General features: G+C 38.9%; 1 pseudogene. It reads left to right on the top strand.

The features are described from left to right. Positions 1-827 (top strand): annotated as a pseudogene (locus IQR33_RS34050) (hypothetical protein); the annotation flags it as partial.

Raw genomic sequence — 827 nt, forward strand, 5'->3', positions numbered from 1 at the left:
TCTAAATTTGGATGTTCTGGGTACACGACGTTGTTAGTAACATCCATACTATTATTGTTTGCTTTGATTACATCTCTCGCATCATCAAAGGGAGTATTTTTTCAATTAAAAGTGGCTCAGAATGAACTAAAAGCTCGACAAGAACATTGGAAGGCTGAAGGAGGACTGGAATGTGCTTTTGCACAAATAAAGGAGAAGATGTTAGTTCTTCCTCCTTCCGGAACAATTACTTTACTAGGCTGTACAGTATCTACTACGATAAAAAAACTCAGCGATTATGAATATTTGGTTACATCTAAAGAGGGAAATACAAATTTAAGTAAAGTGATAATTTCGACAGGGAACGGCCTTGGTGCTGTACTAAAAACGAGTGCGTCGGTAGAGCTTACTGGCTCAATGCACTTTGTCCCTAAAGCAAAAGGTTTGTCGTCTGACAGTGAGTGTACATCTATTATTGCTGGTGGAACCGTGAGTTATGTAGCAAGTGTAAGTGGTTCTGATGAGCACTTTCTGACGGTGGACAGTTCAGTCAGTAGTCATGCTACTGGGATTTTAGGGGCTCCTAGCTTTACTTGTAAGAATTCGCACAAATCCAATTTATTTGAAGAAACCAAACGTCCAACCTACCTAGCTACTACTAGCACTTCGAATAAAAATGAAGATATCAAAGAAAATGTTGCAAATATTTCGGTTTTCAAAGACTTATTCACTATGGATTTCAACGCAGTTAACGTAGCAAAACTCAAAAACGAGATTAAAGCGGATCCTGTTGGCGTTGTAATTGCTAGCGGTAAGACACCTAAAGGTTGGGTTAAGTCATGCCATAC

This window comes from Vibrio sp. OPT46, assembly GCF_015163535.1.
In the GTDB taxonomy this organism is placed as follows: domain Bacteria; phylum Pseudomonadota; class Gammaproteobacteria; order Enterobacterales; family Vibrionaceae; genus Vibrio; species Vibrio alginolyticus.